Annotated in this window: 19 protein-coding genes, 2 pseudogenes and 2 riboswitches; of the genes and pseudogenes, 17 read left to right on the forward strand and 4 right to left on the reverse strand. The window is 46.9% G+C overall.

Annotated elements, in window-relative coordinates; all coding sequences use genetic code 11:
* Positions 1–33 precede the first annotated feature (33 nt).
* The 3 genes from pepT to GBH70_RS10210 form a co-directional block, all read right to left on the reverse strand.
* Positions 34–1,266: a peptidase T gene (gene pepT, locus GBH70_RS10200; protein ID WP_151680945.1), complete on the reverse strand. Its 1,233-nt coding sequence runs from the start codon at positions 1,264–1,266 to the stop codon at positions 34–36.
* 62 nt (positions 1,267–1,328) lie between these two features.
* On the reverse strand, positions 1,329–2,126 hold the full coding sequence (locus GBH70_RS10205) for a glycosyltransferase family 8 protein (protein ID WP_151680946.1): 798 nt from the start codon (positions 2,124–2,126) through the stop codon (positions 1,329–1,331).
* A 154-nt stretch (positions 2,127–2,280) separates the two neighbouring features.
* Complete coding sequence (locus tag GBH70_RS10210; protein WP_151680947.1) at positions 2,281–3,627, reverse strand: MATE family efflux transporter; 1,347 nt, start codon at positions 3,625–3,627, stop codon at positions 2,281–2,283.
* A gap of 412 nt (positions 3,628–4,039) precedes the next feature.
* Between GBH70_RS10210 and GBH70_RS10215 the strand changes: the two genes are divergently transcribed.
* The 15 genes from GBH70_RS10215 (at position 4,040) to GBH70_RS10285 (ending at position 21,128) form a co-directional block, all read left to right on the forward strand.
* Positions 4,040–5,218, forward strand: a complete 1,179-nt coding sequence (locus GBH70_RS10215) for a ParM/StbA family protein (protein ID WP_151680948.1) — start codon at positions 4,040–4,042, stop codon at positions 5,216–5,218.
* A gap of 11 nt (positions 5,219–5,229) precedes the next feature.
* Positions 5,230–5,793: a hypothetical protein gene (locus GBH70_RS10220; protein ID WP_151680949.1), complete on the forward strand. Its 564-nt coding sequence runs from the start codon at positions 5,230–5,232 to the stop codon at positions 5,791–5,793.
* Positions 5,794–5,920: 127 nt separating this feature from the next.
* Positions 5,921–6,700, forward strand: a complete 780-nt coding sequence (locus tag GBH70_RS10225) for an ABC transporter ATP-binding protein (RefSeq protein ID WP_151680950.1) — start codon at positions 5,921–5,923, stop codon at positions 6,698–6,700.
* 90 nt (positions 6,701–6,790) lie between these two features.
* A riboswitch (SAM riboswitch) is annotated at positions 6,791–6,898 on the forward strand.
* A gap of 72 nt (positions 6,899–6,970) precedes the next feature.
* Positions 6,971–8,011, forward strand: coding sequence for a methionine ABC transporter ATP-binding protein (locus tag GBH70_RS10230; RefSeq protein ID WP_151680951.1), 1,041 nt, complete (start codon positions 6,971–6,973; stop codon positions 8,009–8,011).
* The gene (locus GBH70_RS10235; protein WP_151680952.1) at positions 8,001–8,663 is read left to right on the forward strand and encodes a methionine ABC transporter permease; all 663 of its coding nucleotides are present in this window, start codon (positions 8,001–8,003) and stop codon (positions 8,661–8,663) included. The genes GBH70_RS10230 and GBH70_RS10235 overlap by 11 nt, the downstream gene beginning before the upstream one ends.
* A gap of 74 nt (positions 8,664–8,737) precedes the next feature.
* Entirely contained in the window at positions 8,738–9,580 is an 843-nt protein-coding gene (locus GBH70_RS10240; RefSeq protein WP_151680953.1) for a MetQ/NlpA family ABC transporter substrate-binding protein, read from the forward strand.
* A 185-nt stretch (positions 9,581–9,765) separates the two neighbouring features.
* Positions 9,766–11,544, forward strand: coding sequence for a sensor histidine kinase (locus GBH70_RS10245; protein WP_151680990.1), 1,779 nt, complete (start codon positions 9,766–9,768; stop codon positions 11,542–11,544).
* Entirely contained in the window at positions 11,522–12,238 is a 717-nt protein-coding gene (locus GBH70_RS10250; RefSeq protein ID WP_151680954.1) for a LytR/AlgR family response regulator transcription factor, read from the forward strand. Before GBH70_RS10245 ends, GBH70_RS10250 begins: the two co-directional genes overlap by 23 nt.
* Before the next feature lie 130 nt (positions 12,239–12,368).
* Entirely contained in the window at positions 12,369–14,171 is a 1,803-nt protein-coding gene (gene cstA, locus GBH70_RS10255; RefSeq protein WP_151680955.1) for a carbon starvation protein CstA, read from the forward strand.
* A 222-nt stretch (positions 14,172–14,393) separates the two neighbouring features.
* Positions 14,394–15,467 (forward strand): branched-chain amino acid aminotransferase, encoded by a 1,074-nt coding sequence (locus GBH70_RS10260; protein WP_151680956.1) that lies wholly within the window; start codon positions 14,394–14,396, stop codon positions 15,465–15,467.
* Positions 15,468–15,595: 128 nt separating this feature from the next.
* Positions 15,596–16,351 (forward strand): threonine/serine exporter family protein, encoded by a 756-nt coding sequence (locus GBH70_RS10265; RefSeq protein WP_151680957.1) that lies wholly within the window; start codon positions 15,596–15,598, stop codon positions 16,349–16,351.
* 14 nt (positions 16,352–16,365) lie between these two features.
* Entirely contained in the window at positions 16,366–16,812 is a 447-nt protein-coding gene (locus GBH70_RS10270; RefSeq protein ID WP_151680958.1) for a threonine/serine exporter family protein, read from the forward strand.
* 260 nt (positions 16,813–17,072) lie between these two features.
* The gene (locus GBH70_RS10275; RefSeq protein WP_151680959.1) at positions 17,073–17,516 is read left to right on the forward strand and encodes a MarR family winged helix-turn-helix transcriptional regulator; all 444 of its coding nucleotides are present in this window, start codon (positions 17,073–17,075) and stop codon (positions 17,514–17,516) included.
* 19 nt (positions 17,517–17,535) lie between these two features.
* A complete protein-coding gene (locus GBH70_RS10280; RefSeq protein WP_151680960.1) occupies positions 17,536–19,266 on the forward strand; it encodes an ABC transporter ATP-binding protein in 1,731 nt (576 codons plus the stop codon).
* Positions 19,263–21,128: an ABC transporter ATP-binding protein gene (locus GBH70_RS10285; RefSeq protein ID WP_151680961.1), complete on the forward strand. Its 1,866-nt coding sequence runs from the start codon at positions 19,263–19,265 to the stop codon at positions 21,126–21,128. Before GBH70_RS10280 ends, GBH70_RS10285 begins: the two co-directional genes overlap by 4 nt.
* A gap of 332 nt (positions 21,129–21,460) precedes the next feature.
* On the opposite strand, the pseudogene GBH70_RS17205 reads toward GBH70_RS10285, so the two are convergent.
* Positions 21,461–21,569: pseudogene (locus tag GBH70_RS17205) on the reverse strand (universal stress protein); the annotation flags it as partial.
* Positions 21,570–21,590: 21 nt separating this feature from the next.
* On the opposite strand from GBH70_RS17205, the pseudogene GBH70_RS10295 reads away from it, so the two are divergent.
* Together GBH70_RS10295 and GBH70_RS10300 are read left to right on the forward strand one after the other, a co-directional pair.
* Positions 21,591–21,965, forward strand: a pseudogene (locus GBH70_RS10295) (LysR substrate-binding domain-containing protein); the annotation flags it as partial.
* An 83-nt stretch (positions 21,966–22,048) separates the two neighbouring features.
* Positions 22,049–22,154, forward strand: a riboswitch (SAM riboswitch).
* Positions 22,155–22,225: 71 nt separating this feature from the next.
* Entirely contained in the window at positions 22,226–23,251 is a 1,026-nt protein-coding gene (locus GBH70_RS10300) for an LLM class flavin-dependent oxidoreductase (RefSeq protein ID WP_151680963.1), read from the forward strand.
* Positions 23,252–23,276 lie beyond the last annotated feature (25 nt).

Raw genomic sequence — 23,276 nt, forward strand, 5'->3', positions numbered from 1 at the left:
TTAAGAAGGGGCTTTTGGGACAGCCCCTTTTCGTTAGGCCCTTTCTTCAAACCGTTTGGCAATTTCAACAATTACCTGAACGGCTTTTCCCATCGTTTCAACTGAAACATATTCATATTTGCCGTGCATGTTTTCCCCGCCGGCAAAAATATTCGGTGTCGGCAGCCCCATGAAAGACAGCTGTGAGCCGTCCGTTCCGCCGCGTACAGGGGAAATTTTCGGCTCGATGCCGAGGCTCTTCATGGCGTCATATGCAATATCGACAATTTCCTTCACCGGTTCGATTTTTTCTTTCATGTTATAATATTGGTCGGCAAGTTCAATGGTAATTTTATCCTGTCCGTATTTTTCTTTTAAGCTGTTCACGATCGACTGGAGATTGGCTTTCTTTGCTTCAAACTTTTCCCGGTCATGGTCGCGGATAATGTAATACATTTTCGTTTCTTCGACATCGCCATGAATGGAGATGAGATGATAAAACCCTTCGTATCCTTCCGTCCGTTCCGGCACTTCATCTTCTGGGAGCAAGCTGTGCAGTTCCATGGCGATTTTTGCCGAATGGACCATTTTTCCTTTTGCGCTGCCCGGGTGGATATTGTTGCCGCGGATCGTAATTTTGGCGGAAGCGGCATTAAACGTTTCGTATTCCAGTTCACCGAGCGGGCCACCGTCCATTGTGTATGCAAAATCGGCCCCGAAAGCGCCGACATTAAATTTATGCGGACCCCTGCCGATTTCTTCATCCGGCGTAAAAGCAACCCTGATTTTTCCGTGTTTGATTTCCGGATGGTGCAGCAAATAATCCATAGCCGTCATGATCTCGGCCACGCCGGCTTTATCGTCGGCCCCGAGCAGTGTTGTACCGTCCGTCGTAATCAAAGTTTGCCCGATATAATTTTTTAAGTTCGGATATTCTTCAGGGGACAGGACAACACGCAGACTTTTGTTGAGGACAATTTCTTTTCCGTCATAATTTTCAATAATTTGTGGGTTGACATTTTTGCCGGTAAAATCTGTCGTGGTGTCGACATGGGCCAAAAATCCGATCGTTGGGACTTTTTTGTCAGTGTTGCTTGGCAATGTCGCAAAAAGATAACCGTTTTCATCAAGGGTGACTTCATCCATGCCGATGGCTTTACATTCATCAGCAAGCATGTGGAGGAGCGTCCATTGCCCCGGCGTGGAAGGGCAGGTTTCACTGTCTTCGTTGGACTGGGTATCAACTTTTACATATGTAGTAAATCTTTTAATCAGATCTTCTTTCACGGCAATCCCTCCTAAGGATAAATTATGTGTATATTTTACCAGAACAGGAAAGGCCGGGCAGCTTATTCGCAGTATTTTTGGTAAAAGGTTCCGAGCGTATATTTGTAATTCGGGTGCCACGGCTTGTCTTTTCCGCAGTAATGGATAAAAATCGTATAGTTTTTGATCCAGTTTAAGTCGTGCTTCTTGCTGAAATACTTGGAGAGTTCAAAAAAACGCGCATCATAGTTATATCGGCAGCTTTCGACAGGTTTTATTTTGTTCCAGAATAATGCGTTGAATACGTCCTGGTCGGGGAGGATCAGTTTCAGCTTGTTCTCCTCGATAAACTCGTAGATCTCTTCCATTTTCACATGCTGCCGGATTAAGGCCATATTCATCAGCAGCACACCGGTGTTAAAGTATCCTTTTGCATTCGGTGTTCGCAGGCGGAGCTTGTTGATCAGCCGGGCTTTTTTCGCCGAATGTTCATGTTCGGATGCGATAAAGAAATGGCCTTCAAAGTCTGTATAGTAAAAAGGAGCAATCGGATTAATACAGACGATATCCGGATCGAGATAGAGGATTCTTTCGACATGTTCTGGCAAAAATAAATGGGCGGCCAGCCGGTAATACATTTCTGAAGTGTAATGCCTGAGGACCGGGGCATCTTTGAACATATTGGGGTCAACCCGGATCGGAAAAAAATGGTGTCCTTTGTCTTGGATGTAGGTATCCAGCGGCGAAAGTTTCTCTTCCGGAATGGAGGAATGGAGCAAATAGATCGAAAATGCTTCTTTTTCGTTGTTTTGGAAAAGAGAATTTAATAACACTTTCAGGGGAGAAAGATAGTTTTCATTTAACGTGACGAGGATATTCATTGTATTTCCACCTTTAGACTGACAAGTTTCTGCTTACTTTTATGATACAAGTTTCGGTTTACATAAACAAATTTTTTCCGTATGCGGGTTTATATTCGCCGCTGGAATTTGAAATCAGGCATTTTTTAACAAAATAGCCCGGCCTATTAAAAGGTCAAGCTCTGAGAAGGGATAATCTTTCCCACGGTTTTGAAAGCCAGCGGCGGGTGGCAAATGTGCCGCGGAACCATTCATCGATTCCTTGGGCAATCCAAATGCCGAGTAGCCCAAGGCCGAAATGCACCCCGAGGAAATAACTTAGGCCGACAGCGAACAGCCACATCGAAAAAATCCCGATCAGAACGGGGAACCGTACATCGCCAGCCGATTTTAACGAGCTCATTAATACAATATTCATCGCCCTTCCCGGTTCAGTGAAGACAATCGCCCAAAGGATTGGAAGGCTGACGGCGAGGATGTCTCCGTTTTCCGTAAACAGGCGCATAACAGGCGATCCGGCCAGCGCGATCGCCAGTGATGTGAGGAACGACGCCGCCATGGCGAGCTTTAATGTTTTCATGCCGCGGTGCAGTGCCCGGTCGTAATCTTTCGCACCGATGTATCGGGCAACAAGCAGCTGTGTGCCGGATGCGATCGCCAGCGTAAATAAATAACAGATCATGGAAATGTTTGTTAAATAGACGCGAGCGGCAAGGGATGCATCGCCAAGCACTGCTATGAACCCTGTAATAACGAGCTGGGAAAATTGGTAAGAAAAGTTCTCGCCGGCAGACGGGACGCCGATCTCGAGCAGTGCACGGATATCCCCTTTCTTCAGAGTGACAATATCTTTGATCCCCATTTTGAGCTCCAACCTGTGGTACACAAGAAATAGAAGCGCAGAAACGGCAAATACGCGCGCGACGACGATGGCCCACGATACGCCCGCCACGCCGGTTACCGGAAGGCCGAAAATGCCCGAAATCGCCAAAATGTTGCCGATAATGCTGATGAAATCCATCAAAACCGTCACAAACATGGACTCCTTCGTATAACCGTGGCTTCTCAAGACGGCGCTCAATGCCAAGGAGATGGATTCCAGGAACAGTGATGCCCCGCATATTTTTACAAAAGTAAGGCCGTAATCATAAACCTTCCCGTGGATATCAAAAAACCCGAGAAGGTTCCGGCCAAAGAAAAAGACGATCAGCCCGACGGCAAGCCCGAACCAAAAATTCAACCCGAATGCGGAGTGTGCCACTTGGCGCGCTTCCCGGATTTTTCCGGCCCCTAGGTTTTGGCCAATTAAAATGACGGCGCCGATAGACGTCACATTAAAGATGAGAATGAACATATTTAACAACTGGTTGGCAACGCCCACCCCGGCAGCGGCATTGTCGGAATAGTGGCTGAGCATGAGCGTTGCAATGATCCCGATCCCCATATGCAGGGAAAGTTCAATAAAAAGCGGCCAGGAAATTTGGAACAAGGTTTGGTCCTTGTAGTGCTGTTGTTCTTCCAATGCTTTATCCCCTTTTATCAATGATATTTTTCTATATGTATACGCCGGGTTCCGTTGCCATCCGGCATGTATTTCTCTTCAATACTAGAAACATTGTAATCCTTATTAGAACGCTGTCAATCTACAGGTACTGAAATATCTTGACTTTTTTATAGATAGGATGTTTTTCGGGAAAAAGACTTAAAAAAGCTTTGTTTGCATGTTTACGAAAAGGCAAACAATTGCATGCAAAAATGCAAACATGTTTACAAACATGCAAACACCCCGGTATGATTGGATTTTTGAAAAGTTTACAAAATGCAAACATGTTTACAATTCTATTAAAAAAGTTCAGACTATTGATTATTTTCATAGACTCTTATATTCTATAGAGTAAGTAACAGAAGAAAGCGCTATAAGGGAGGAAAAATGAATGGGAAAGACCCGGATTGCAGCGGTTGATGTGGGCAACGATTCTTTAAAGGCGATTTTTGGAAAACTGGAATATGAACTCAATATTCCGAACGTAATTGCTAGAGATATTGAAGACCGGCCGGTGATCGGCATAGAGGAATTGGACAACAAAAATCCGCTCGAAGGCATCCATGTGAAAGTCCACTCCCCTGCCTTGAAAGAAAATAATGTAATTTACCGTGTCGGGGAGCTTGCGACAAAAAGTGATAATGCAACAGAACTTGACCCGGGCAGCAGCAAATCGGAAGAAGACCAGACGCTCGTCATGCTCTTTACAAGCCTGGCGCTTGATGCTGTAAGGGAAGAAAATGCAAAAGTTTTTACAAAAAACAAAAATGTCATTGATGCCAGTTATACCCTCGGGACAGGCCTGCCGCTCCGCGAAGTGAAAGAAGGGAAAGATGCGGGCTACCGGTCGCAGCTGCTCGGATCTGTCCATCAGGTGGAGTTTCTCGTGACGCCAAAGTACCAGGGATTAAAAGTAAATCTTAAATTTGATGAAGTAAAAGTCTACCCGGAAGGTTTTGCGGCATTCATCAACCTTGTCATGGATAATGATTTAAATATTATCAACCGGGATCTCATTGATAAACGGATCTTAATCCAGGATATCGGCGGATTGTCGACAGATATTGCCGTGATCAAAAACAGGACGGTCGATGATGACCGGGCGCAGGGATTTAACCTCGGCGTTTCGGAAGCGCTTGAGCAAATCCGCGAAGAAATCCGGGTGAAATACGGGGTTGAATTGGACAGCCGGCGTGATGTGGTGGACATTATCACGAAAAAGCATGACCGCAATCATATCATGGTAAAAGGCAGCCGGACAAGCGTCCATGATATTACCGACCGCGTCCTGTTTGACCTTGCCAAAAAACAGTACCGCTTGCTCCGGAATGTCTGGCAGAAAAACTCGCAAACGGAAATTTGCTATTTTGTCGGTGGCGGTTCCGTTGTCCTTAAAGATTATTTAAAAACGTTAAACAACAATTTGGATGGGTACAACATCGATTTCTTTGAAGACGAAAAAGAAAGCATTTGGATGATGGCGAATGCCTACTACAAATTAATTTCGGATTATGTGAGGAAAAACATTAAACCGGAAGACAAAGGAAAGAAACCTGTCGAATCCAAATAAGGTGAAAAGGCATGGAAAAACAAAGTGAGATGAAGAGGGGACAGACGATTGCTTTCCGGATCCCCTCGGACACACCCGACCATATTTTAAGGGAACTCCAAAAGCTGAAAGAAAAAGAAAGAAGGAATTTTTCAAGAAAAATTGCCGAATACGTGGTACAAGGCATCAACCAATCGCTGGTAAAAGAAAAAGAAACGATCACGATCCCGCTTCCCCGGAAGCTGTCGAAAGCCCAGCATGACTGGCTCAAGCATGAACACTCGGAAGCGATGTTGGGCAGCATCGTCTACCAGCTGATCCAGGATCCACTACGGGTGACGTCGCTGTTTGCCGCGTTGGCAAGCAAATCGACAAATATTGACGAAGCCCTGTATTTGCAGGAAGACCTCCCGGAAATAGGGGCGCCGGATAAGACGGAAACAGCGAACGCTGCTGCCCCCGGCACGGTACAGGATGATCTCGATGCTTTCGACTGGAGGACGGCGGTGCAGGAACAGGCTGCCGCGGAAGAACCGGAAAAAGAAGAGGACCTGGAAGATCTGCTTGGAGACTTTCTGGCCAGCATGAATAAATGAAAAGGGTTTTCCACGCTGTCTTGTATGAAAAAGGGCGCCCCAGAGTCAATGATTGACTTTAAGGGTAGCCCCTTTTCATTTTAAGAAATAGTACTATAATGAAAATTAAAAAAAGGGGATGGCAAAGATGGAAAACATCATTGAACTTTCTGGGGTAAGTTTTATGCGGGACGGCAAAAAACTGCTTTCGGATATTAACTGGACCATCCAAAAAGGGGAACACTGGGCTGTCCTTGGTTTAAACGGTTCCGGAAAAACGACTTTGCTCAATATGATCAACGGATATATCTGGCCGACAACCGGCAGCATCCGGGTGCTCGGGCAGACATTCGGAAAAACAAGCCTGCCGGAGCTAAGAAAATCGATCGGCTGGGTGAGTTCGTCGATTCAGGAAAGGATTCCGCGCACCCAGCTTGCCCGCCATGTCGTCATCAGCGGGAAGTATGCCTCAATTGGATTGTATGAGGAATTTACCAAAGAAGACGAAGACAAGGCCATCCACCTGATGGAAAAATTAAATTGCGTTGGTCTTGCGGACAGCCCGTATGAACAATGCTCGCAGGGGGAAAGGCAGAAACTGCTGATTGCACGCGCGTTAATGGCGGAGCCGCGCATCCTGATTTTGGACGAGCCTTGCAACGGGCTGGATCTGTTTGCCCGGGAAATCCTGCTGAAAAGCGTTGAAGAGCTGGCTGGTGATCCAAACGGGCCGGCATTGATTTACGTAACGCACCATCCGGAGGAAATTTCGCCGGTATTCCAAAAGACTTTGCTGCTCAGGCGCGGGGAAGTGTTTCAACAGGGGGACACTTCCGATATGATTGAAAAAACATCGCTCTCCCGCTTCTTTGAACATGAAATCCATGTGGAATGGCGGGGGAACCGGGCTTCATTTCAACTCGTTTGATTTTTGGAAAAATGATGTAAAGAAAAAATATAAAATATGAATTGACAAATCCCTAGTCGTCCACTAATATTTAAAGTATAACAAATGAATAACTTATCAAGAGAGACTGAGGGACAGGCCCAATGACGTCCAGCAACCTTCAAAGCTGCTTTGAAAGGTGCTAATTCCTGCAGAATGTTTCATTCTGAAAGATAAGTCACTTTTACGGCAAACCTCTTTCGAATGAAAGTGGTTTTTTTTTGCCTGAAGCTTACAAAAGGAGATTTTCACATGCTGGTATTAGATGATATTCATAAAGTGTATGGCAAAGGAAAGGAGAAAAAGGTCGAGGCTTTAAAGGGTATCAACCTGCGCGTTGAAAAAGGGGAAATTTTCGGCGTAGTCGGATACAGCGGTGCCGGAAAAAGTACGCTCATCAGATGCGTGAACCTTTTGGAACGGCCGACATCAGGAAAAGTCCTGATTAACGGGGTTGACCTTCTCGCCCTTTCACCGAAAGAACTGCGGAATCAGCGAAAAAAAATCGGGATGATTTTCCAGCAGTTTAACTTGCTCCAATCGAAGACGATTTTCCAAAACGTGGCCATGCCGCTTGTGCTTGAACACCGCCCGAAGGAAGAAATCAAAGCGAAAGTGACCGAGTTATTATCTTTTGTCGGTTTGGAAGACAGAATGAACCATTATCCGGAACAATTATCGGGCGGCCAAAAGCAAAGGGTTGGTATCGCGCGCGCATTGGCAACCGATCCGGACATCCTGCTCTGCGATGAAGCAACGTCGGCCCTTGACCCGAACACAACCGAAGCAGTGCTCGATCTTTTGCGGAAAGTCCGCGACGAGCTCGGCATCACCATTTTAATGATCACGCATGAGATGAATGTCATCCGCGATGTTTGCGATAAAGTAGCGGTGCTGGATGGTGGGAAAATTGTCGAGCAGGGTCCTGTCATCGATATTTTTACAGAACCGAAAACACAGATTGCGAGAAGCTTCGTCAAAACGGTTCTCAATGACTCGATCCCGAAGTCGGTGCAAAAACTGATTGATGAGAGCAGCAAGGAAAACCCGCACGGCATCTATCGGATTCTGTTTAAAGGGGCATCCACCAATGTGCCGCTTTTGTCAAATACCGCGAAACATTTTTCCGTTGATTTGAATGTGCTCCACGGCATGATCACCGAACTCCAGGGCATTCCTTTCGGAAATCTGCTTGTTGAGCTGAAAGGCGATCGTGAAGAGATAGAGCGTGCCATCCAGTACATTCGGGAACATGACGCGATCATCAGGGAGGTGGAACAAAATGGCATTTGATTGGTCATGGTTTTGGCCGGAATTTTTCACGGCAATTAACCAAACACTATACATGGTCATTGTATCCTTAATCATTTCTATTATCATCGGGATTCCAGTCGGCGTCATTCTCGTTATTACCCGGGAAAACGGGATTTTGGAAAATAAATGGATTTTCAATATTTTAAACGTCATTATCAATATTTTCAGATCTATTCCTTTTATCATTTTAGTTGTCGCGATCATCCCGTTTACCCGCCTTATTGTCGGAACGGCGATCGGAACAACGGCAGCAATCGTCCCGCTTGTCCTGTATACGGCTTTTTATATCGGGCGGCTTGTTGAAAGCTCCCTCCTGGAGGTCGATAAAGGCACAATTGAACTCGCCCAGTCCATGGGGGCAACGCCTTGGCAGATCATTTGGAGGTTTTTGCTTCCGGAAGCTTTGGCATCCATTGTCCTGAATTTAACGATTGCGACAATCGGACTGATCGGTGCATCCGCGATGGCAGGGGCTGTCGGGGCTGGCGGGGTCGGCGATTTGGCGATTACGTACGGCTACAACCAGTTCCAAACAGGGGTCATGATTATTACGGTTGTTACACTGATCGTCCTGGTACAGCTTGTTCAGACATTAGGGAATTTCTTATCCAGGAAGATTAGGAGAAAATAAGCTTGCATGGCATTGACCACTGTGAATAAGGTTTACACCTTTCAATAAAAATATTTTCAGGGGGATTTATCACTATGAAAAAATTTGCCATTATTTTATTGGGCCTCATTCTTGTTTTGGCAGGATGCGGAACCAAGAACAATTCAAGTAGCAGCACCACCACCAAGACGATCAAAGTGGGGACAACCACTTCTGAAGTGCCGACTTGGACATTGATCCAAAAACTTGCGAAAAAGAAAAACATCAATATTAAGATTGTCCGTTTTGATGATTACGTACAGCCGAACCTCGCTTTAAACGACGGGGAAATTGACATTAACGCATTCCAAACGGTTGTTTATTTCGATGATTTTATTAAACAGCGCAACTTGAAGCTTTCTGCAATCGGTACAACAAATATTTGGCCGATGGGCATTTACTCGAAAAAATATAAAAAGGTAAGCCAAATCAAAGACGGAGACCAAATCGTCATTCCGAAAGACCCGACAAACCTGGGCAGGGCATTATTGCTGTTGCAAAAAGCCGGTTTGATCACGGTGAAAAAAGGATTTACAGGCAAAGGCGGCCTGGAAAACATTGCTTCAAATCCGAAACATTTGAAAATCACTGCGGTTGACGCTGCCCAAACGCCGCGTGGCATGGATGATGCGGCAGCTGCCGTCATCAACTGCGACATGGCGATCAACGCAGGCTTGAGCCCGGTAAATGACTCTATCTTCCGTGAAGATGCAAGCAATAAAGCATACATTAATATCATTGCTGCCCGTACAAAAGATAAAAACGACAAAACTTTGCAGGAAATCGTAAAAATCTACCATTCCAAAGAAGTGACAGATTTTATTAAAAAACATTATAAAGGTGCAGCCGTACCGGTCGTTAAACCAGTATCATACTTAAAAGACTATAAACAAAACTAATCCGCTGAAAAGCCCGGCATAGAAAAGCCGGGCTTTTCCCATTTTGGTCAATCTACCGACTTTTGGACAGTCCCTTCCCATTTTACTCTGCTATTTGCAACTTTCTAAAAATCAAGGAATCTCTTATAATGGAAGTAAGGGTTTTCGACATGTGCGGAGTAAAAATGAAAAGGGGGAAATCTTTTATGGCGGCGCTTTTGCCGATCATGCTGGAACGTGCCGGCATTCTTGTCATTGCTGCTTTTTTGTTGTCACGCCTAAAAACTTTCCGGCAAATCATCCATCAGGAATACGGGCGGAAAGAAAAGCTCGTGCTTATCCTTATTTTTGGCATCTTCGGCATGATCAGCAATTACACCGGGATTGTGATTGAACACGGAAAAATTTCGGAAGCTTTCGGGCATAGCCATTTGTCGGTCGAAAGCGCCATTGCCAACACGAGGATCATGGGCGTCGGCATCGCCGGGTTAATGGGCGGCCCTGTTGTCGGCATCGGTGCAGGAGTTTTCGCGGGCATCCACCGGTTAACATTGGGCGGCTATACAAATATTGCGTGCAGCCTGTCCACCATCATTGCGGGCATTTTCATGGGTCTGCTCGGCAAACGGTACAATGTGCGGGGAAAATATGCCGCTTTGCAGGCGGTTTGTGCCGGAATGCTGATGGAAATGCTGCAAATGGCAATTATTTTGTCGGTTGCAAAACCGTACGAAGATGCGCTTGAACTCGTCCGGTTGATTGCGGTGCCGATGATTACGATTAACGGGTTCGGGACGTTCGTTTTCATTTTGATTATCCAAACGATTTTGCTTGAAGAAGAGCGGACAAGGGCGTGGCAGACGCACAGGGCGCTGCAGATTGCCCAGGAAACGCTTGCCCATTTCAGGAAGGGGCTGAACACCGAATCGTGCAAAAAGGCGGCGGAGATCATCCTAAAACGTACATCAGCCGATGCGGTGGCGATTACGGACCGCGAGAAGGTGCTGGCACATGTCGGGGCAGCGTCTGACCACCATATTCCGCTGCAGAGCATGTCGACGAAATTGACGGAAAAAGTGCTTGAACAGGGAAAAATCATGGTTGCAACATCGAACCGGGAAATCCAGTGCACGCATGAAGGGTGTCCGCTCCAGGCGGCCATTGTTCTGCCGCTTTTAGTCCGTGAGCAAGTGGTGGGCACATTAAAGCTGTACTTTAAAACAGCTGGACAGTTAAGTTCGGTTGAACAGGAGCTTGCCGAGGGCTTAAGCAAGCTTTTTTCAAACCAGCTTGAACTGGCGGAGGCGGAACTGCAGAGAAAGTTGTTAAAAGATGCGGAAATTAAGGCGCTCCAGGCCCAGGTCCATCCGCATTTCTTTTTCAATGCGATCAACACCATTACCTGCCTTGTCCGGACGGATACCGATAAAGCAAGGGCTTTGCTTATCCAGCTCGCCGCTTTTTTCCGTAGCAATTTGCAGGGGTCAAGAAAAATGCTGATTCCGCTCGAAAAAGAGCTGGAGCATGTGAAAGCGTATCTAGCCATCGAGCAGGCGCGGTTTCCGGGCCGGTATGATGTTGTTTTTGACATCGATCCGTTTTTAAAAACAGCGATGGTGCCGCCCTTTACTCTCCAGCCATTGGTGGAGAATGCAATTCACCATGCATTTTCCCGGCCGGGTGCCCAAAAACCTTCCGTCGCGATCCGCGCTTTTGTCAAAAACGGGAATTTTTACATGGTTACGGAAGACAACGGTAAGGGGATCCCGGAGGAATTGGCGCGGTCTCTCGGAAATGTAGCAGTTGACTCATCCGATGGAACGGGAACAGCGCTATGGAACATAAAGAAAAGGATGGAGGAAATTTACGGCCGGGGGGCAATGTTTCACATTGAAAGCAGGGAGAATGCGGGGACAAAAGTGACCATTTCCATACCGCTTGATGAGATGTGGGGGGAAGAATATGCTAAAAGCATTTGTAGTTGACGACGAGCTGCCGGCCAGGGATGAACTGATTTATTTGCTGGAAAAAACCGGAAAAGTGGAAATAGCGGGGGAAGCGGAGTCGGTAAAAGAAGCGCTCCGGAAGCTTGAAGAAACGGAAGCGGATGTATTATTTGTGGATATGATGCTGACTAATGAACATGGAATGGATCTGGTTGAGGAAATCAACCGGCGGCCGCGGCATCCGTATATTGTATTTGCAACGGCATACGATGAATATGCCGTAAAAGCGTTTGAACTCAATGCAGTGGACTATATATTAAAACCTTTTGAAGAGAAAAGGGTGGCGCAAACGGTTGATAAGATGGAAAAATTGCTGGAGAACGGCCGCTCCGCCCCGCCTAAAAATACGGGCAAATTGGCCGTTACAGTGGATGAACGGATCGTGATTATCCCGATTGAAAAACTGTTGTACGCAGAATCGGTTGAAGGTCGCACGATGATTGCCACCGACAATGAAAAATATACGGTAACAGAACCGCTTGTAAATGTAGAAAAGAAACTGCAATCTACATCCATTGTCCGTGTCCACCGCGCCTATCTCGTCAATCTGGATGCGATCGTGGAAATCCGGCCATGGTTCCATTCCACTTATAATTTCATCATGCGGGACGGGGCAAAGATCCCGGTCAGCCGCACATACAAGCATGTGTTAAAGCAGTTTATCCGGATTTAGCTTGCAGCTCATCCTGCTTTTTTTCCCTCCTACCTTTAAATTCTTGCATTTTATACAAAAAACAACTTATCCACTGTCATAAACTTATAAAATATAAGCGATGAGGAGAATAAAAGGAGGCTTCAAGGAAATGAATGCGATTACAATCGTAATCGGCGCCATCTGTATTTTAATCATTGCTTATCGTTTATATGGCACGTTTATGGCAGTAAAAGTTTTAAAGCTGAATAATGATACGCTGACACCAGCACATGAATTCAACGATGGGAAAGACTACGTGCCGACCAACAAGTGGGTGACGTTCGGGCACCATTTTGCGGCGATTGCGGCAGCTGGCCCGCTTGTCGGCCCGATTTTGGCGGCACAGTTCGGCTATTTGCCGGGCCTTTTATGGCTGTTGATCGGTGCAGTCATCGGAGGTGCCGTGCATGACGCTGTTGTGCTGTTTGCTTCGATGCGACGGAAAGGGAAGTCGCTTTCCGAGGTGGCAAAAGAAGAAATGGGCCCGGTTGCCGGCTTCTGTACGGGCCTTGCAATGCTGTTTATTATCGTAATTACGATGGCGGGTTTGTCCATGGTCGTTTTGAACGCGCTGCAAAATAACCCATGGGGCACGTTTGCCGTGGGCATTACGATTCCGATTGCCATGGGGGTCGGTTTGCTGTACAAAAAAACCGGCAATTTGAAACTGTCTTCCACGATTGGTTTCCTGCTGATTATGGCTGGCGTTTTTTCCGGGCCGTGGATCCAGCATTCCGTCATTGGGGAGTGGCTTACCTTTGATGCGAAAACTTTGGCTATTATTCTTCCTGCTTATGCATTTTTTGCTGCGGCGCTCCCGGTATGGCTGCTTTTGGCCCCACGCGATTATTTGAGCAGTTTTATGAAAATCGGCGTGTTCGTTGCCCTGATTATCGGTGTATTTATCATTAATCCGCCGATCCATATGCCCGCGCTGTCGCAATTTATTCATGGTGGCGGCCCGACGATGACAGGTCCGGTTTGGCCGTTTATTTCAATTACCATCGCTTGCGGCGCAATTTCGGGATTCCACGCTTTTATCGGATCCGGGACAACACCGAAAATGCTGGATAAATGGACGGATATTAAGCCTGTTGCATTCGGCGCCATGCTTGTTGAGTCCCTGGTCGGGGTGATGGCGCTGGTGGCCGCGACTGCCCTTCAGCCTGCCGACTATTTCGCGATCAACTCGACGCCTGAAGTCTTCAAGACGCTCGGCATGCATGTTGTTAATCTCCCGCATTTGAGCAGTGAAATCGGGATGGATTTGGCGGGCAGAACAGGCGGCGCTGTCACGCTGGCTGTCGGCATGACATATATTTTCACGAAGATCCACTGGTTCAGCAACCTGGCGCCGTTCTTCTATCAATTTGTCATCTTGTTTGAAGCGGTGTTTATCCTGACGGCGATTGACTCGGGTACCCGCGTGGCGCGCTATTTGCTGCAGGACTTTTTGGGTGAGCTGTACAAACCGCTGAAAAAGACGGATTGGCAGCCGGGCACCATTTTTACAAGCGCTTTGGCCTGCTTCATGTGGGGTTATTTGCTCTACTCCGGCGACATCGGATCGGTTTGGGCGCTGTTCGGCGTGTCGAATCAGCTGATGGCTTCAATCGGACTGATTGTGGGGGCGACGGTGATTTTAAAAATTGCCGACAAAAAGCGGTATGTGTTGACCTGCCTTATTCCGCTCGCTTATCTATATGTCACGGTCAACTATGCCGGTTATTGGATGATAAAAAATGTTTACCTGAACCATGCGGCACCGGGGTACAACGTGCTGAACGGCATATTGTCCATCATTATGCTGATCCTCGGGCTTGTCATTATGGTTGCCGCTTTGAAAAACTGGTACAATTTGATCAAAGCCCCCGCCATTCCGGATTTGGAAACTTCGGCAAGGAAAGCTTAACCACTGAAAAAATCGTACCGCTCTTTTAATGGAGCGGTTTTTTTGTATGGGGAAAAGGAATTTCGTGTTACCGGCAATAGAAATTTAGTACAGACATTGATCCTGATAGCGGCTAATCAAAAAATTTTTAAAATTTAATTAACCCTCTGGTAATTCGGAGGTAAAATTGTTATAATAAATCGAAAATAATAACTTTATACATTGGAAAGGGATGCTTTCGGTTTGAATCAGGTTATCGAATTAATTAAAGCAGATGTGAAAAAAGAAAAACCGGCTGTAGAATCATTGGGATTTGGCAAACACTTTACGGATTACATGTTTGTCATGGACTATAATGATGAAGATGGCTGGCATCATCCACGAATTACACCTTACGCTCCGCTTGTATTGGAACCTTCGGCGATGGTGCTGCATTACGGCCAGGCTGTTTTCGAAGGATTGAAAGCCTACCGCGCAAAGGATGGAAGGGTTCTGCTGTTCAGGCCTGAAAAAAATGTTGCCAGGCTGAATATGTCTTGCGCGAGATTGAGCATCCCGCAAATAGACGAAGATGTTGTACTAGATGCGATTAAACAGCTTGTCGAACTCGAAAAAGATTGGATCCCGAATGAAGAAGGGACTTCGCTTTATATCCGTCCGTTTATCATTGCGACGGAATCAAGCCTTGGCGTGCATCCGGCACATGAATATAAACTAATGATCATTCTTTCTCCGGTAGGGTCCTACTACGGAGATCAATTGAAACCTGTCAGGATTTACGTTGAAGACGAATATGTCCGCGCCGTTCCGGGAGGCGTCGGTTTTACGAAGACTGCCGGAAACTATGCGGCAAGCCTGAAAGCGCAGGAAAAAGCGGAACAGATGGGCTATGACCAGGTGCTTTGGCTGGACGGCGTTGAAAGAAAATATATTGAAGAAGTCGGAAGCATGAACATCTTCTTTAAAATCAACGGGGAAGTTGTCACGCCGAAGCTGAACGGCAGCATCCTCGGCGGCGTCACAAGGGATTCGGTCATCCAGCTGCTGCAATATTGGAATGTTCCTGTCAGAGAAGTTCGGATTTCGATCGATGAAATTTATGAAGCTTACCAAAAAGGCCAGTTGGAAGAAGTATTCGGAACAGGGACAGCCGCTGTCATTTCCCCTGTCGGCGAGCTCGGCTGGAAAGACATTATAATGGAACTCCCGAATGCGGAAGATCCGGATACGATTGCCAAGCGGCTTTACGATGCATTAACCGGCATCCAGCTTGGGAAAACGGAAGATCCGCTGAACTGGACGCTAGAAATTAAATAATTTTAAGATTGAGAGGGCCGGTCCCCAGCATAAAGGGGCCGGCTTTCCTAATGATGGCGGGCTGTACTGGAATTTACCGGTCCAACTGTGGTTTAATTAATGCAGAAATGTAACATGGGGAGAAACAAATGAAACTTAGCCAGGAAGAAGCTCACCAAGTGATGCAAGTATGTTTATTGGCTGGAAAAATTATGCTGATGGGTGGAGCGGAAACTTACCGCGTGGAGGATACAATGTCTAGAATCGCAGCCGCTTGCGGAATCAGCGGGTCGCACAGCTTTGTCACGCCGACCGCCATTATTTTTTCGCTTGATGGCGCTGAACTGACAAAACTGATCCGCATTTCCAACAGGTCAACAGACTTAAGGAAAGTCGACCAGGTGAACAGCATCTCAAGGAAGATCAGCAATCGCACGCTCACGCTCCGGGAAGCATATGACCAGTTAAAAAAAATTGAAAAAGAGGAAGAAGCCTACCCTCTATGGCTGCAGTTGCTTGCCGCTTCCATTGCGAGCGGCTGCTTTGTGATCATATTTTTAGGCGGCTGGGCGGATTTTCTGCCGGCATGTATTGTTGGCGGGCTCGGTTTCCTCAGCACACTTTATGTGCACCATTTCGTAAAGGTGCGGTTTTTTGCGGAATTTGTCGCTTCACTCGTAATCGGCATCACGGCATACGGCCTTGTCCAGGTCGGAATCGGCCGGGAATTGGATAAAATCATCATCGGTTCGGTCATGCCGCTTGTACCAGGGCTTGCCATCACAAACGCGCTGCGCGACCTTATGGCGGGCCATTTATTCTCCGGCGTCTCAAAAGGCGCTGAAGCATTTTTGACCTCTTTTGCGATCGGCGCCGGCATTGCCATCATATTAACGATTTTTTAAAAGGGTGATGTATGTTGTTCCAGCAATTGTTGACCAGCTTTTTTGCCTCGGCAGGATTTGGGATTATTTTTAACGCACCGAAAAAGTCGCTTGTCCAGTGCGGGATTGTCGGCATGATCGGCTGGGGGATTTATTTTTTGTTTTATATGTTCCAATTGAACGTGGTTTACGGCACGTTTATTGCGGCTTTTTTCGTCGGGGTCATCAGCCAGGTTTTTGCCCGCCTTTATAAAACGCCGATCCTGATTTTTACGGTCGGCGGGATTATTCCCCTTGTGCCGGGCGGTTTGGCTTATGATGCGATGCGGCATTTTGTGCAAAACGATTATAACGGCGCGGTATCGCTTGCCGCGAAAGTGCTGCTTTTATCGGTTGCGATCGCCATTGGTCTTGTGGCATCAGAAGTCACGAACCAGTTCATTAAAAAGATGCCGGATAGGCGGTCAAAATTTGTAAAATAAGCCGGATCCTGCTGTAAGGCGGGACGACTTTTTCTTTTTTTAGGCTGAAATTCATTTCAGTCCTCCCCGCCCGGCTACCCTTTACTGCTCTCGCCTATCCCGCAAATTTTGTGATCATCGGCTACAAAGACCTTGAACGTGAGCCATTCTAAAAATGTCCGACACAATTTGTACATTGACACGGGCAATGCCGGTTTTTATAATTAGTTTACTTAATTAATTAATTAATAAACAAATTAAATGTGAAAGGAGCGGCAGCCTTGGCAGATCAGGAGGATTTGTCGCAGGAGTTGATGCATACATTGTGGCAATTAAGAAAAGTGAAGCCGCATGCCTTTTTTTATTCCGGAGAGATGAAACCGAGTGAAATGCGCCTGCTATTGGCCGTCCATTCCGGTCCCCAGGATACCGGAATCAGCGTCTCGGAATTGGGCAGGCGGCTTCACGTCACTTCTTCGACCGTGACGCAACTGATCAATGAAATGGAAGAAAGCGGTTTAATTGTAAGAAAAACAGATAGGCGTGACCGCCGGATGGTGCGGGTCTTTTTAACAGAGAAAAGTAATCATGCTATCCGCCAGGTTGAAGAAGCGGCAAATCGTTTTTTTCGGGGATTGGTCAACCATTTGGGGGAAGAAGAAACAAGAAGATTTATTGCTTATTTAAAAAAGGCTTACCATTATTTGGATACGTTAAGCTGTTAAAGGAAGTGTCTACTCGCCTATGATAAAGTTATTTCGTTATCTAAAACCGTTTTGGATGCAGGTGGCGCTTGTCATCGTGCTTGTTTTTCTGCAGACGATGTCGGAACTGTACTTGCCGACATTGATGTCCGATATTGTCGACAAAGGCGTTGTAAACGGCGATGTGTCGTATATTTGGAAAATAGGCGGCTATATGCTCGCAGTGGCGGCAGCCGGCATGCTCTGCTCGATCGGGGCAAGTTTTTTTACGGCAAAATCGGCCACCGGATTTGGGCGTGTGCTGCGCAGTAAAGTTTTTTCCCATGTCGAAACGTTTTTCCAGGAAGAAATCAACCAAATCGGCACTGCTTCTTTGATTACGAGAACAACGAATGATATTTTCCAAGTTCAGCAGGTGCTGACGATTATGCTGCGGATGATGGTCATGGCGCCTTTAATGTGCATCGGCGGTATCATCATGGCCCTTACGCGGGATGTAAAACTTTCAGGCGTTTTGGCGGTGGCGATCCCTGTGATTGCAATTGTCATCCTTTTCGTACAGTCAAAAGCGATCCCGCTGTTTCAATTGATGCAAAAAAAATTGGATGCGTTAAACCGCGTCATGCGCGAAAATCTGACCGGCATCCGCGTTATCCGGGCGTTCAGCCGCACGGATTTCGAGAAAGAACGTTTTGACCATGCAAACGTGGATTTGACAAATACGGCAATCCGCGTCAATAAAATAATGGCCGTAATGATGCCGATGATGATGCTGATCTTAAATTTTTCCACAATTGCGATTGTCTGGTTCGGCGGGCACCGTATTGACAGCGGGGCGATGGAAGTCGGCGATTTGATGGCGTTTATCCAATATGCAATGCAAATCATGTTTTCATTCATTATGCTGTCGGTAATGTTTATTATGATTCCTCGTGCGTCCGTATCGGCGGGGCGGATCCGGGAAGTGCTCGATTTGAATACAAAAATCATCGATCCTAAAGAGCCAAAGCAGGCAAATGAAAACTTGTCCAGAACGATTGTGTTTGACAATGTGGCGTTCCGTTATGAAAATGCCGAACAGCCGGTGCTATCCAATATTTCGTTTCAGGCCGGTCCGGGTGAGGTAACGGCTATAATCGGCGGGACAGGATCGGGGAAGTCCACTTTACTGAACTTGATTCCAAGGTTTTATGACGTAACAGAAGGCAGGATTTTAATCGACGGGACAGATATCCGCGAGATGAAGCAGGAAGATTTGCGTAAAAAAATCGGGTTTGTTCCGCAAAAAGCGGTTCTGTTCTCGGGCACGATCGCGGAAAATATTCGCTACGGCAATCAGCAGGCAACAGATGCCGAAGTGGAGCACGCCGCAGAAGTTGCGCAGGCCGCCTCTTTTATAAAAGAAATGCCGGACGGGTTCCAATCAGTGATTTCCCAGGGTGGCACGAACGTTTCCGGCGGGCAGAAGCAGCGCCTGTCGATTGCCAGAGCGCTCGTGAGAAAAGCGGAATTTTATTTGTTTGATGACAGCTTTTCGGCGCTCGATTTTAAAACGGATGCCGCTTTGCGCAGGGCGCTCAAAAAGGAGACGGGAGAATCTTGCGTTTTGATCGTGGCACAACGGGTGAGTACGGTAATGGATGCGGATCGGATTATTGTGCTTGATGAAGGGAAAATTGCCGGGATCGGGACGCACCGCGAACTGCTGGAAACTTGCGGCGTTTACCGCGAAATTGTTTCATCCCAACTGGCAGAGGAGGAATATGCATGAGCGGGGAAACGAAACAAACGCCTCCTGTAAGAAGGGGCCCGGGCGGCCACATGATGGCAGGCATGCCTGCGGAAAAGGCGAAAGATTTTAAAGGTACGCTCAAACGGCTTTTAACGTATTTAAAACCGCAATGGCTGCGGCTTGTGACGGTGCTTTTTACGGCAATTTTAAGCGTCATTTTTACGATTGTCGGGCCGAAAATTATGGGGAAGGCGACAACAAAACTGTTTGAGGGTATGGTCATGAAAATGAAAGGCGTTCCGGGTGCCTATATTGATTTTGATTATATCGGCAAAATTCTTATTTGGCTGGTCGGGTTTTATGTGATCAGCTCGGTCTTTAGTTTTATTCAGCAATATGTGATGGCTGGTGTTGCGCAAAAAACGGTGTACCAGCTGCGTAAAGATGTCGAAGAAAAGCTGGCGCGGCTGCCGCTGAAATATTATGACGCCCGTCAGCACGGGGAAATTTTAAGCCGCGTCATCAATGATGTTGATAATATCAGTTCGACGCTGCAGCAAAGTTTGACGCAGCTGATCACATCGCTTGTGACGATTATCGGTGTCATTGTAATGATGCTATCGATCAGCCCGCTCATGACGCTGATTGTGTTGCTGACGATCCCGCTCAGCATCTTGGCGACGGCGTTTGTGGCGAAGCAATCGCAAAAACATTTTATCAGGCAGCAGCGGGCGCTCGGAGCGGTCAACGGCCATGTTGAGGAAATGTACACGGGCCACCAAATTATCCGCGCTTTCGGCCATGAAGAAAAAACGATTCGCAAATTTGAAGAACTGAATGATAAGCTGTATGAATCAGGCTGGAAGGCGCAATTTATTTCCGGGACAATGATGCCGCTAATGAATTTTGTCAACAATATCGGCTATATGTTTGTCGCTGTTGCCGGTGGCATTCTTGTCACAAAAAACAAGATTGAAGTCGGCGATGTGCAGGCGTTTATCCAGTATTCGCGGCAGTTCTCACAGCCGATTACACAAACGGCCAACATTGCGAATATCATCCAGTCGACGATTGCTTCTGCAGAACGCGTATTTGAAATTTTGGACGAATCGGAAGAAGTGCCGGATGCAAAAGATGCGAAAATACTTGCCCGTCCAAAAGGCGATGTCGTTTTCGACCATGTCCGCTTCGGCTATAAAAACGGCGAGCCGGTCATCGGCAATATGAATATTAATGTCAAGGCCGGCCAGATGGTGGCAATCGTCGGGCCGACCGGTGCAGGGAAAACGACACTGATCAATCTGCTGATGCGGTTTTATGAACTGGACGGCGGCAAAATTACCATTGATGGGATCGATATCCGCGATCTTAAGCGGGATAATTTGCGGACGACATTCGGGATGGTGCTTCAGGATACGTGGCTGTTTAACGGCACGATCCGCGACAATATCGCTTACGGCCGTGAAAATGCTACGGAAGAGGAAATCATCCGGGCAGCAAAAGCGGCGCATGCCGACCATTTTATCCGCGTGCTGCCGGACGGCTATGATACGGTGCTCAATGAAGAAGCAACAAATATTTCCCAAGGGCAGAAGCAGCTTTTGACTATTGCCCGCGCGATTCTCGCCGACCCTGCAATTTTGGTTTTGGATGAAGCAACAAGCAGCGTTGATACGAGAACGGAAGCCGCAATCCAAAAGGCGATGGCCCACCTGATGAAAGGGCGCACGAGTTTTGTTATCGCCCACAGGCTGTCGACGATCCGCGATGCCGATTTGATACTTGTGATGAACCACGGCGATGTGATCGAACAGGGTACCCACCAGTCCCTGCTTGAAAAAGGCGGCTTTTACGCTGATCTTTATTACAGCCAGTTTGCGGCAGGAAGGCAGATTGGTTAAAAAGTTACTTCAGGATATAATGAAAACGGGGCTGTCCCAAAAGTTGGTTAACTGACTTAGGGACATCCCTTTTTCATGCAATGTAAAAATTATCAGAGATTGTTGATGATCGCGAAATTCACTCGCTTTCCTCACGCGTCGTGAGCCTCCTCGCTCGTCCCTCAAGCGCACTGGGTCTCTTCTTGCTCGCTTTTCCCGCAGGAGTCTCGTGAATTTTGCGATCATTATCAAACTACTTTTCAGTGCTTTGGGACAGCCCCTTTTAGTCTGAAAAACAGCATAAACGAACATGCATCGCCGGGCTGTCTTTCTTTAAAATCAGAATCTGATGATTTAATCATCAATACAGGAATGTCTGAATGTTGGACAACGTAATGGCTGACGCTGCCAAGGAATTCCTTAATGCCGCTTCATCCCCTGCTTCCCATGGATGATCAGGTCGCATTATAGGAAGAATTATATTTAATCGTACCGGCAAACCACCGTCTGGCCGGGATCGAGGAAATAGATTTAATAGAGGTGGCAGACGAACCGTTTATTCTTTTTAAGGATGACACTGCACTTCGAGAGGTCATTGATAAACTATGCGTTGAGGCGGGTTTCGAACCAAAGGTGGCCTTTGAAGGATTGGAGGAACGAACTGTCGCAGATCTTGTTGGAGCTGGTTTAGGTGTAGCGCTTATTCCGTTTATCCCCGATGTGAATGAAAGTAAAATCTCAGTCATACGGGTACGAAATCTCCAATGCTCCCGCAGAATTTACATGGTGTGGAAAGCGGAAGGCTATATGTCCCCGGCAGTTACATCTTTTAAGAACTTTATCATTAAAAATCTGTAAATCGTTTTAAGCTGACGGATCATAAAGCGGTGTAGGATGACAAATTCAAAGTTTTGTAGTATGATTAATATGACAATTGAAAATTCTTATCAAGAGTGGCGGAGGGAATGGCCCAATGAAGCCCGGCAACCGCAGATGTCTATCTGAAAGGTGCTAATTCCAGCAGGATTGATTCCTGAAAGATAAGAGGCGTTTGATTGAAAACTTCTTCTTATCGGGGAAGTTTTTTTTCATACATACACAAAGGAGAGGAACAACAGATGAAATACGGCTTTTGGCTGCCGATTTTTGGCGGATGGCTGCGGAATGTTGAGGATGAAAACATGCTGCCGACGTTTGATTACGCGAAAACAGTGACCCAGTCTGCTGAAAAATGGGGATATGACACGACTTTAATCGCAGAACTCTACTTAAATGACATAAAGGGACCTGAAAGCGATTCGCTCGAAGCATGGTCGACGGCTGCTGCACTCGCAGCTGTTACGGAAAAAATCGAAATTATGGCAGCAGTCCGCCCCGGTTTCCACAATCCGGCCGTTACCGCAAAAATGGCGGCAAACATTGACCGCATCAGCAACGGCCGCTTTACCTTAAATGTTGTTTCAGCATGGTGGGAAGGCGAAGCGAAGCAGTACGGCGGCATTTTCACCGCCCATGATGAGCGCTATGACATGACGGAAGAATTTGTGGATGTGCTGAAAGGAATGTGGACAGAAGAGACGTTTTCGTATGACGGCCGTTTTTACAAAATTGAAAATGCGCATCTTGCGCCAAAACCGGTGCAAAAGCCGTATCCGCGTCTTTATGCGGGTGGGGAAAGCGAGCGTGGCAAGCAGGCAATTGTGAACGGTTGTGATGCTTACGTGATGCACGGCGGCACGGTGGAAGAACTGCGCGCCAAAATTGCGGACATGAAAAAGCGACGTGAAGCGGCAGGCAAAAAACCGTTTGAATCGTTCGGCATGGCGGCTTATGTGATTTGCCGCGATACGGAAGAAGAAGCGCAGGCGGAACTGGCCCGGATTACGGATGTAAAGGAAACGAGCGGGTATGCCGGCTACAAAGATTTTGTCAGCAAATCGCAACTTGAGCAGCAAGTAAAATTGTATGATTATTCCGTCTCCAACCGCGGGTTGCGGCCGAATTTAATTGGCACGCCCGAGCAGATTGCTTCCCGCATCAAGGAATTTGAAGATGCCGGTGTTGATTTGCTGTTGTTGCAGTTTTCCCCGCAACTGGAAGAGATGGAACGTTTTTCAAAACAAGTCATGCCGTTATTGGAATAAACAAAAACTGGAAAATAGGAGGAAA

The sequence above is a fragment of the Weizmannia acidilactici genome (assembly GCF_008974225.1).
GTDB classification, from domain to species: Bacteria; Bacillota; Bacilli; order Bacillales; family Bacillaceae_C; genus Weizmannia; species Weizmannia acidilactici.

Coding starts and splice junctions, on each gene's coding strand:
- GBH70_RS10205 (WP_151680946.1), bottom strand. CDS start 2,126: ATGAATATCCTCGTCACGTTAAATGAAAACTATCTTTCTCCCCTGAAA.
- GBH70_RS10215 (WP_151680948.1), top strand. CDS start 4,040: ATGGGAAAGACCCGGATTGCAGCGGTTGATGTGGGCAACGATTCTTTA.
- GBH70_RS10220 (WP_151680949.1), top strand. CDS start 5,230: ATGGAAAAACAAAGTGAGATGAAGAGGGGACAGACGATTGCTTTCCGG.
- GBH70_RS10225 (WP_151680950.1), top strand. CDS start 5,921: ATGGAAAACATCATTGAACTTTCTGGGGTAAGTTTTATGCGGGACGGC.
- GBH70_RS10230 (WP_151680951.1), top strand. CDS start 6,971: ATGCTGGTATTAGATGATATTCATAAAGTGTATGGCAAAGGAAAGGAG.
- GBH70_RS10235 (WP_151680952.1), top strand. CDS start 8,001: ATGGCATTTGATTGGTCATGGTTTTGGCCGGAATTTTTCACGGCAATT.
- GBH70_RS10240 (WP_151680953.1), top strand. CDS start 8,738: ATGAAAAAATTTGCCATTATTTTATTGGGCCTCATTCTTGTTTTGGCA.
- GBH70_RS10245 (WP_151680990.1), top strand. CDS start 9,766: ATGGCGGCGCTTTTGCCGATCATGCTGGAACGTGCCGGCATTCTTGTC.
- GBH70_RS10250 (WP_151680954.1), top strand. CDS start 11,522: ATGCTAAAAGCATTTGTAGTTGACGACGAGCTGCCGGCCAGGGATGAA.
- cstA (WP_151680955.1), top strand. CDS start 12,369: ATGAATGCGATTACAATCGTAATCGGCGCCATCTGTATTTTAATCATT.
- GBH70_RS10265 (WP_151680957.1), top strand. CDS start 15,596: ATGAAACTTAGCCAGGAAGAAGCTCACCAAGTGATGCAAGTATGTTTA.
- GBH70_RS10280 (WP_151680960.1), top strand. CDS start 17,536: ATGATAAAGTTATTTCGTTATCTAAAACCGTTTTGGATGCAGGTGGCG.
- GBH70_RS10285 (WP_151680961.1), top strand. CDS start 19,263: ATGAGCGGGGAAACGAAACAAACGCCTCCTGTAAGAAGGGGCCCGGGC.
- GBH70_RS10300 (WP_151680963.1), top strand. CDS start 22,226: ATGAAATACGGCTTTTGGCTGCCGATTTTTGGCGGATGGCTGCGGAAT.